Annotated in this window: 7 protein-coding genes; 3 read left to right on the top strand and 4 right to left on the bottom strand. The window is 73.2% G+C overall.

All coding sequences use genetic code 11. The annotated features are described in order from the left end of the window. Positions 1-172: 172 nt before the first annotated feature. Complete coding sequence (locus tag ACZ37P_RS17790) at positions 173-994, bottom strand: endo alpha-1,4 polygalactosaminidase (protein ID WP_355346065.1); 822 nt, start codon at positions 992-994, stop codon at positions 173-175. A gap of 234 nt (positions 995-1,228) precedes the next feature. On the opposite strand from ACZ37P_RS17790, the gene ACZ37P_RS17795 reads away from it, so the two are divergent. After that, complete coding sequence (locus tag ACZ37P_RS17795; protein WP_467347244.1) at positions 1,229-1,987, top strand: DeoR/GlpR family DNA-binding transcription regulator; 759 nt, start codon at positions 1,229-1,231, stop codon at positions 1,985-1,987. Positions 1,988-2,101: 114 nt separating this feature from the next. Here the strand turns inward: ACZ37P_RS17795 and ACZ37P_RS17800 are convergent, their stop codons facing one another. From ACZ37P_RS17800 to ACZ37P_RS17810, 3 genes are all read right to left on the bottom strand, one after another. Continuing rightward, positions 2,102-4,594: a tetratricopeptide repeat protein gene (locus ACZ37P_RS17800; RefSeq protein ID WP_467347246.1), complete on the bottom strand. Its 2,493-nt coding sequence runs from the start codon at positions 4,592-4,594 to the stop codon at positions 2,102-2,104. A gap of 77 nt (positions 4,595-4,671) precedes the next feature. Further along, positions 4,672-5,181 carry a hypothetical protein gene (locus tag ACZ37P_RS17805; RefSeq protein ID WP_467347248.1) on the bottom strand — a complete coding sequence of 170 codons (510 nt, stop codon included), beginning with the start codon at positions 5,179-5,181 and terminating at the stop codon, positions 4,672-4,674. 147 nt (positions 5,182-5,328) lie between these two features. After that, the gene (locus tag ACZ37P_RS17810; protein ID WP_467347250.1) at positions 5,329-6,240 is read right to left on the bottom strand and encodes an aldo/keto reductase; all 912 of its coding nucleotides are present in this window, start codon (positions 6,238-6,240) and stop codon (positions 5,329-5,331) included. A gap of 450 nt (positions 6,241-6,690) precedes the next feature. Between ACZ37P_RS17810 and ACZ37P_RS17815 the strand changes: the two genes are divergently transcribed. Both ACZ37P_RS17815 and ACZ37P_RS17820 read left to right on the top strand, forming a co-directional pair. Next, positions 6,691-8,694: a CBM96 family carbohydrate-binding protein gene (locus ACZ37P_RS17815; protein ID WP_467347252.1), complete on the top strand. Its 2,004-nt coding sequence runs from the start codon at positions 6,691-6,693 to the stop codon at positions 8,692-8,694. After that, on the top strand, positions 8,691-9,191 hold the full coding sequence (locus ACZ37P_RS17820) for a hypothetical protein (protein WP_391162125.1): 501 nt from the start codon (positions 8,691-8,693) through the stop codon (positions 9,189-9,191). The genes ACZ37P_RS17815 and ACZ37P_RS17820 overlap by 4 nt, the downstream gene beginning before the upstream one ends. Positions 9,192-9,291: the final 100 nt, after the last annotated feature.

Here is a 9,291-nt window from a genome sequence, read left to right on the forward strand (position 1 = left end):
GGGCGTGTCAAGGGGTTGTTGGTGGGGGGTGTTCTTTTTCCTTTGCCGCGGCTGCGGCCCCCCCCCCCCCCCCCCCCCCCCCCCCCCCCCCCCGGCCGCGGCCGGCCGGCGGTCCCGACGGCCGGCGTGGTCGGCCGGGCGGGCGGAACAGCCGGTCGGCGGGTTCAGCGGGTCAGCAGGTCTGGCGGACGTATCCGCTGGTGCCCAGCGGTACGACGTCCACATCGCGGCGGACGACGCTGAGCTTCGTGCCGTAACCCGAGCACGCCTTCTGGAGGCCCTTGGCGGTGTACTCGATGACGATCACGTTGTTGCCGAAGCCGGAGGTGTAGTCGCCGCACTCGTTGTACGTGGCGCATTCCTCGGCGACGGCGAAGTCCAGGCCGTTGGCGACCCGGTCGCCGGACAGTTGCGGGGTGTTCTTCTGCGCGATCGCCATGTTCTTGGAGTGCGCGTGGGCGGAGAGGAGCTTGATGTACGACTCGGCCTCGGCCTTGGTCAGGTAGCCGGAGAAGCGGTCGTAGGTGTCGAAGTTGTCGGGTTCGACGCCCTGGAAGCCCTTGGCCGCGCACTGGTCGACCCAGCCGTTGACCTTGGCGGCGATCCGCTGCCGCTTGTCGGCGGTGCGGATGTCGAGGATCGCCTCGTTCCAGTCCTTGTCCTTGACGACGGCGCCCTTGGAGTCCCGCAGCAGCAGGTCGGCGTCCCACTGGCCCTCGGCGCCCTCCTGGGCCTGGAAGGCGTTGACGTAACAGATGTTGTAGACCCCGGCGGCGGCCGGAGCGGTGTAGTCGCGGCTGACCACGGAGACACCGGCGGGCGGGGTGTAGGGGCCCCCGATCTGGTAGTCGAATCCGGCGTGCGCCGGAGGCGGGGAGACGGACTGGGGCGCGGCCCCTGCGGAATCGGGAGCGAGTGAGGGGACAGCCACGACTGCGGCGACGGCCGCGAGGGCGGCCAGACTCCGACGGGACCGGACACGATTCATGCGCATCATCGAGCTCCTGATGATGGGGGGTACGTCCCCGCCTCGGACGCTGACAGCGATCCTGGCGACTTTGTCCGGGCTTGCGGCGCACGGCCGCCCACCGGCTAGGCGTACCTCTGACGTCGGTGCTCAACTCCGACGTTCGCCAGGAGTTAACCGCGCAGAATTCGTCATGTCAACCGCCCTCTTCTGCGCAAATCATGCTCACTTACGCATCGGAGTGCGCATTATGCTGCACGCATGCTGAGAACTGAGCGTCATGCGCGCATACTTGAGCATGTCTCCGCCAGGGGCGGCATCGACGTCCACGAGCTGTCCCGGCTGCTCGGCGTCTCCACGGCCACCGTCCGCCGCGACCTCCAGCACCTGAGCGAACTCCACCTGCTGCGCCGCACCCACGGCGGGGCGGCGGTCGGCCCGGTCGACCTGGAGGTCCCGCTCCAGCACCGCGCGGGCCGCAGCCGACCGGAGAAGCAGACCATCGCGAGGGCGGCGGCGGCCCTGGTGCCGGACGGCGCGGTGGTCGGCATGAACGGCGGCAGTACGGTGACGGAGGTGGCCCGGCTGCTGGCCGCCCGCGGACCGCTCACCGTCGTCACCAACGCCGTGAACATCGCGGCCGAGTTGGTTCTGCACAAGCACGTGACGCTCGTCGTGATCGGCGGCAACGCCAGGAACGCCAGTTATGAGCTGGTGGGCCCGATCGCCGAGAAGACCCTGGCCAGCTACCACACCGACATCGCCTTCCTCGGCGTCGACGGCATCAGCGCGGCCCACGGCTGCACCACGCACGACCAGTTGGAGGGCGGCACCGACCGCGCCTTCGCCGACAACAGCGACCGTACGGTCGTGGTCGCCGACCACACGAAGATCGGCCGGGCCACGCTCGCCAAGATCTGCCCGCTCGCCGAGATCCACGACCTGGTGACCGACGGCGCGGCGCCGGACGCCGAGCTGGCCCGTATCGCGGGCGCGGGCGTACGGGTGACGGTCGGCTGAGCGCTTTCCCTCACCACGGTCGGCCGCGTGCTGTGCGGGGGCGCGCCGACCGCTGTGCACGGCGCCGGGGCGCGACGACCGTCGTTCACGGTGCCGGGAAGCGCCGACCGTCGTTCACGGCGCCGGGGCGCGCCTGACGCGCAGGGTCAGCACCTCCGACTCCTCACGCCAGTAGGCGATGTTGTGCCGGGTGATGACCGTGTCGCCGTGCTCGGGACCGAGCACTCGCTCCATGTCGACCAGCAGCTCCTCGAAGGCGCGCGCCGCCCCTGCCGCGTCCCCCGCCCGCCCCCGCAGCCGCGCGACATTGTGCCGGGTGGTGAGCGTGTGCGGATGGTCCGGGCCCAGCACGCGGAGCCGGTCCGCCAGCAGTTCCTCGAAGGCGCGCGCCGCGCCGCTGACGTCCCCGGCCCGCCCGCGCAGCCGCGCGATGTTGTGCCGCGTGGTGAGCGTGTCCGGATGGTCCGGGCCCAGCACCCGCGCCGCGTCGGCCAGCAGCTCCTCGAAGGCGCGCGCCGCGCCCTCGGCGTCCCCCGCGCGCCCCTGCCAGTAGGCCAGGTCGTGCCGGGTGGTCAGGGTGTCAGGGTGGTCCTGGCCCAGCACCCGCACCATGTCGACCAGCAACTCCCGTAGCCCCTCGGCCGCTTCGGCCGTCTCCCCCGCGCGACCGCGCAGCCGGGCCATGTTGTGCCGCGTGCTGAGCGTGTCCGGATGGTCGGGGCCCAGCACCCGCAGCCGGTCCGCCAGCAGCTCCTCCAGCGCGGTGGCGGCGTCCTCCGCGTCCTGCGCGTACTCCGCCTCGCCGCTCCAGTAGGCGATGTTGCCGCGGGTGGTGAGCGTGTGCGGGTGGTCGGGGCCGAGCACCCGCAGCCGGTCCGCGAACAGTTCGCGGAAGGCGCTGATCGCGCCCTGCGCGTCGCCCGCCGCGCCCCGCCAGTACGCCAGGTCGTGGCGGGCGGCGAGGGTGTCGGGGTGGTCGGGGCCCAGGTGCTGGTGGGTGGTCCTGGCCAGCAGCCTGAAGTGCCCGGCCGCGGCGGCCACCTGGCCCGCGACGCCCAGGCTCTCGCCGACCCGGTAGAGCAGCGCGTGCGCGTGCGGGCGGTGCAGGGCGCTCTCCGCCTTGCCGGTCAGCGCCGTGGTGTTGGCGCGCAGCGCCTGCGCGAGGTCGGTGTCGCGCTCGACCTCGGGCCAGACCGCGGTCAGGGCGTCGGCCGCGGTACGGGCCAGCGCGTCGTGGTCCGCCTCGCCGAGCGTGTCCCGGACGGCCCGCTGGATGAGCTGGTGGACACGGACCGCCCGGTGCCCGGTCTTCGGGGTGTGGTCGATCAGATTGAGCCCGTGCAGATCGCGCAGGGCCCGTACGGTCTGCTGCTCGGTGATCCCGCGCGCCGGGCACTGCTCGGGGGCGGCCCGGCGCACGACGCGGGTGAGGTGGTCGCGGACCGGCCCGCTGGTGAGCACCGGCTGCGGGATGCCGTTCGGGTCGAGCATCGCGGCCAGCTCCAGCAGGGACCTGGCCAGACCCCGGGGACCGCGGGCGTCGGCGCGGTCCACCGACAGCGACCAGACGGCGGCCACGCCCGCGGTCTGGTCGTCGGGCAGGGTCGGCGGCCTGAGGTCGGCCAGCCGGGCCCGGTTCGCCAGCAGCGCGCGGTAGTCGTGGCAGCCGATGTCGGCGTCGATGAGATACGCGGCGGCCTGGGACAGGGCCAGCGGCAGTCTGCCCAGGTCCTCGGCGAGCAGCGCGACCTCCTCGGGCGCCTCCACCCGGCCGCGCGCGGCGAGCGCCTCCGTCAGATAGCCGGTCGCCTCCCGCGGGGTGAACAGGCCGACGGTCACCATGCGGCGGCCGGCGCCGGTCAGGGCGGCGTCCCGGCTGCGGGTGGTGACGACCGTACGGCCGAGGGGGTGGTCGGGCGGCCACAGGCCGGTGAGGTCGGCGGGGTCCGTCACATTGTCGAGGACCAGCAGCCAGCGGCAGTGTCCGGCCGCCGCGCCGGGGCCGGGCTCCAGCCAGGCCAGGAACTCCTGCGCGGCGCGCGCCGGTTCGTCCCGCTCGATGTGCAGCACCCGCGCGGCGGCGTCGGCGTACGCGTCGATGACGGCCTGCCGCGTCGAGGCCGTGACCCACATCAGCAGGTCGACCTCGCCCGCCCGCCAGGCGTGGTGGGCGCGCCGGGCGGCGAGCTGCGTCTTGCCGACGCCGCCCATGCCGGTGAGCACCTGGCAGACCACGGCGGTGCCGGGGCCGGTCAGCGCGGTGTCCAGGGCGTGGATCACGTCCCGGTGCTGGAACCAGTCGGCCGACCGGGGCACCACGCCGACCCTGACCGGCCAGTTGACCGGCGAGCGCGGCACGACATGCCAGTGGTGGTGCTGGTGGATGTCGCCCGCGACGCCCGCCGCGACACCGCCGCCGGCCGCGGTGACAGCGGAAGGGGCAGGGGCCGGGACCGCCTGGGACCGGGCCTCGGCGTCGGTACGGGGCCGGGCCTCGGCCTCCGAGCGGCTCCGGCCCTCGGCGCGGACCCGCGACGGGGTGGCCGCGGGCAGCATCGGCAGCGTCGGGACGGTGTCCGAAGGCTCCGGCGCGCGCGGCGGCGCCACCGGCGCGGGTGCGTACGGCGGCGCGGGCGGTGCGTACGGCGGCGCGGACAAAGGGGCGGGGACGGCTCCGGGTGCGCTCAGCCCTGGGGCGGACCCGGCAGAGGAGGGTTTTCCATCCGTACGTCCCCCATCCGTAACGACGCCGCGGACCTGTCCCGGGCTCGTACGTCGACGTCGCCGCCGACCGCGATCCCGTCACCGGTGGCCGCCGTCGTCCCGGCGGGCGGGCCGCCCGGCGGTCCGCCGCCGTAGGGGCGGTCCCGCAGCCGGTCCACCGCCTGCCGGAGCGCCGTGGCCAGCGCCGCGTCCCGCTCGACGGCCTCGTCCAGCGCGTCGGTCAGGCGGCGCCTGGTCCGCTCGGTGACCGCGCCGTCAGGGGCGGCGCACTCCTCGGTGGCCAGCCGCAGCGCGGGGTCCTCGCCGAGCAGCACGCGGACCAGCGAGTACAGCCGGTCGAGTTCGCCGACCTGGACCTCGTTCAGGTCGTGCCGCCGCTGCTCGGCACCGCTCGCTCGCCACGTGAGCCAGACGCAGACATGGCCGACCGCGGCCTCGACACCCGTCACCCCGTACCCCCATGCGCTCACTCGTCTCCACCGACGGTAGCCAGCCGCGCGCGGCCCGGCATCCGATCTCGGCAAGCCGTCGCGAATTGGCACCGCGGGCACACGATTCCACAGACGACCCACGGTGCACACGCGTCAACTCCGGCCCGGCCGGGGTACCTCGGCTCCTCAGGCGCCCCCGTGGTGCAGCGCGTCCAGGGCGGCCAGTTCGTCGGCGGTGAACCGCAGCGCGCCCGCGGCCACGTTCTCCACCAGGTGGTCGGGGTTGCCGGTGCCGGGGATGGCCAGGACGTGCGGGCCGCGCTGGAGGGTCCAGGCGGTCCTGATCTGGGCGGCGGTCACGCCGTGGGCGCGGGCCGCGGCCAGCACCTGCTCGCCCTCCGCTGCGCCCGCCCCCGACTCGCGGCCCGCGCCCGCGATGGCGAAGAACGGCACGAAGGCGACGCCCTGTTCACCGCACAGGTCCAGGAAGTCGTCGTCCCCGCCGGGCAGTCCGAGCGCGTACTTGTTCTGTACGCACACCACCGGCGCGATGGCGCGGGCCTCGGCGAGGTGGCGCGGCCCGACGTTGGAGATCCCGAGGTGGCGGATCAGCCCGCGCTCGCGCAGTTCGGCGAGCGCGCCGAAGTGCTCGGCGATGGAGTCCGCGCCCTGATTGCGGTAGTTGACCACGTCGAGGTGGTCCCGGCCGAGCTGCCGCAGATTCTCCTCGACCTGTCCGCGCAACTGCGCGGGCGTCGCGGCGGGCAGCCAGGCGCCCGAAGGGTCGCGCCCCGGGCCGACCTTGGTGGTGATGACGAGGTCGTCGGGGTACGGCGCCAGCGCCCGGTTGATCAGCTCGTTGGCCGAGCGCAGGGCGGAGAAGTAGAAGGCGGCGGTGTCGATGTGGTTCACACCGAGTTCGACCGAGCGCCGCAGCACGCCGATCGCGCGCTCGCGGTCGCTGGAGCCGCTGTCGGGAGCGAACGCCCTGCCGTCCTGCGGCAGCCGCATCGCCCCGAAGCCCATCCGGTTGACGGTCAGATCGCCGAGCGTCCACGTGCCCGCGGCGTCCGCGGTGATCGTCGTCTCAGAAGTCATCGGAGGATTCTCCCACGGCGGCCCACAGTCGCCCCCGAGGGACGTCGAGGTGACATTCAGGCCACATCCGGAGTCCAGCGGGAGTGTCGCGCATCACCGTCGCGACCGGGACCGCGCGGGCCGCTCGGCCTTGTGCCCGCAGGTCATGCCGGGTCATAGTCGTTCTTGGCACCGCACCGAAACATTTCGGGACCGCCCGGCGGGGACCGGATCCGGCCGAAGCGGAATCGGCGCGGCGCCGCTGCGTGCCCGCCGTGTCCCCCTCCCCGACCGCTGGGCTACAGGAGTGCAACAGTCGTTACGGGGAGGCTGACCCCAAAGCGGACCAAACGTTAACCTTGTCGCATCTTGCGGCCGTTTGGGACCGCTGGGGGAACAGCACAGAGCTCAGGGGGGCTCATGCGAAGAGCTGGGGCAATAACCGCTGCCTTCTCACTGGCGGCGGCTTCGATGATCGGATTCACCGCCGCGCAGTCCGCGTCCGCGCTCACCGCGCCGGTCGCGATGACCGCGGACGACCTGCCGACCTGGCAGACCAACGGCGTCGTGTGGGCGCTGGCCCAGGCGCACGGTGTGGTCTTCGCGGGCGGCACCTTCTCCACCGTCCGGCCGCCGGGCGCCGCCGCGGGCACCGGCGAGCAGCAGGCGCTCAACTTCCAGGCGTTCGACGCCGCCACGGGCGCGCCGACGTCCTGCAAGCTGTCCTTCACGGTCGGCTCGGGCACGGCGACGATTCGGGCGCTGGCCGTCTCACCGGACGAGTCGACGCTGTACGCGGGGGGCACCTTCGGTTCGGTGAACGGCGTTCCGTCGAGCAGCCTGGCGGCGATCGACATCGCCACCTGCACCGTGAGGACCACGTTCAAGGTGTCGGTCTCGGCGCAGGTCCGCAGCATCGTGGCGACGAACGACACGGTGTACATCGGCGGCAATTTCCTCACCGTCGCCGGGCAGCCCCGGCAGCGCTTCGCCGCGCTGACGACCACGGGCGCGCTCAAGCCGTTCACGGCCAACGCCGACAAGGCGGGCAAGGCCATGGTGCTCAGCCCGGACGGCACCAGGCTCGTCATCGGCGGCGACTTCAACACCGTCAACGGGGTCAATTCGCACGCGCTGGCCGTGGTCAACGCCACGACCGGCGCCATTGTGAAGACCTATCCGGGCTTCATCTCGGCGACCTCCACCGTGCAGGACCTCACGAGGGACGCCACCGGCTTCTTCACCGCCAACGAGGGCACGGGCGGCGGTGTCTTCGACGGCCGCATCGCGCTCAACTTCAGCGACCTCAACCAGCGCTGGCGCGACACCTGCCTGGGCGCGACCCAGGCCGTCACCGTCTACAAGGGCGTGCTGTACAGCGGCTCGCACGCGCACGACTGCTCCAGCATGCAGCAGTTCCCGCAGCTCAACAACGACCGGCAGCACCTGCTCGCGGAGTCCGTCGACAACCCGAGGCCGCTGCTGGGCTGGTTCCCCGACACCGACGACGGCCCGGCGGGCACCGAGAAGATCGGCCCGCGCGCCCTCACCACCGCCTCCAGCGGCGGCACGGACTACCTGTGGGTGGGCGGCGAGTTCACCCGGATCGCCAGCAACGGCAACCGGCTCCAGCAGGGCCTGGTCCGCTTCCCGAGCGGCCCCGACACGCGCGCGCCGTCCGTACCGCTCCAGGTGACCGCGGCGAACGTGTCCGGCGGGGTACGGGTGAGCTGGCAGGCCAGCCTCGACCTCGACGACTCGACGCTGACGTACAGGATCTACCGCGACGGCACGCAGGTCGGCACGGTCACCGGTGACTCCAAGTTCTGGATCCGCCCGACGCTGACCTTCACCGACACCGCCGCCTCACCCGGCACCACGTACGCGTACCAGGTCACGGCGGGTGACGCGCCCGGCAACACCAGTGCCAAGTCGGCCGCGGCGGCCGTCACGACGCCGGGCGCGCCGACGTCCTCGACGGTGACGCTCAACGCGACGGCGGACAGTTACGTCAACGCGGGCGCGCCCTCGGCGAATTACGGCCCGGACCAGCAGCTCGCGGTGCGCGGCACGTCCGCATACCACACGTACCTGCGGTTCGACCTGCCCGCCGCGCCCGGCGGCATGGTGCTCACGAGCGCGCGACTGACCCTGCGCACCAGCTCCGACGCCATCGCGAACTCGGTCGACACGCTCAATGTGCAGCGTGTGACGGGGAGCTGGACGGAGACCGGGGTGACCTGGAACACCCGTCCCACGCTCGACCCGACGGTGCTCGGCACGGTGCCCGCGCCGACCGCGCTCCAGACCGACTACACCGCGACGCTCACCGCGGCGGCGCTGACGCCGGGGCTCGGCGGTCCGTACGATCTCGCGGTGACGTCCACCGGCACGGACTCGGCCTGGTTCTGGTCGAAGGACGCGCCCGGCACGTCGGGACATCCGCAGCTCGTCCTGACCTTCGCGAAGCCGTGACCGCGACCAGAGGCCGGTTCGCCACGGCCGTCGTCATCGTGACGACGGCCGCGGCCGTCCTGGCCGGATGCGGCGGCGGACACGCGGACGCGGCGCGGGACCGCGCCGCCCCCACCAGCGAGCGCCCGGCCTCCTCCGCGCCCGCCATCGGCCCCGACGGCACCGCGGAGCCGTCCGCCTCGGCCTCGACCGGTCCGGGCGGCGACGGCGGTGCGAACGGCGCCGACGCCAAGGAGTCGACCCTGCCCGAATCCCAGCTCACCCCGGCCACCGGCACGTTCACCGACCAGCAGAAGAGCTATCTGGTCGGAAAGGTGCCCAAGGGCATGGACCCGGCCGCCGTTCTCCAGACCGGCCAGGAGTCCTGCGACCGGATCGCCAACACCGCGGACGCGAGTCCGAAGCTGGCGAAGGAGGCCATCGCGGACGGCGAGATCGCGGACGCGAAGGACGCGATCACGTATCTCTGCCCGAAGTACAAGAGCCTGCTCCGGTAGCGGATCGACCGGCCCGGGGGGGGGGGGGGGGGGGGGGGGGGGGGGGGGGGGGGGGGGGGGGGGGGGGGGGGGGGTTCTTTTGGGGGGTTGGGGGAGGTGA

The sequence above is a fragment of the Streptomyces sp. NPDC024632 genome (genome assembly GCF_055559175.1).

Bases quoted from the DNA above. Each gene is read 5' to 3' on its own strand.
- ACZ37P_RS17790 (WP_355346065.1), bottom strand. From the start codon at position 994: ATGCGCATGAATCGTGTCCGGTCCCGTCGGAGTCTGGCCGCCCTCGCG.
- ACZ37P_RS17795 (WP_467347244.1), top strand. From the start codon at position 1,229: ATGCTGAGAACTGAGCGTCATGCGCGCATACTTGAGCATGTCTCCGCC.
- ACZ37P_RS17810 (WP_467347250.1), bottom strand. From the start codon at position 6,240: ATGACTTCTGAGACGACGATCACCGCGGACGCCGCGGGCACGTGGACG.
- ACZ37P_RS17815 (WP_467347252.1), top strand. From the start codon at position 6,691: ATGATCGGATTCACCGCCGCGCAGTCCGCGTCCGCGCTCACCGCGCCG.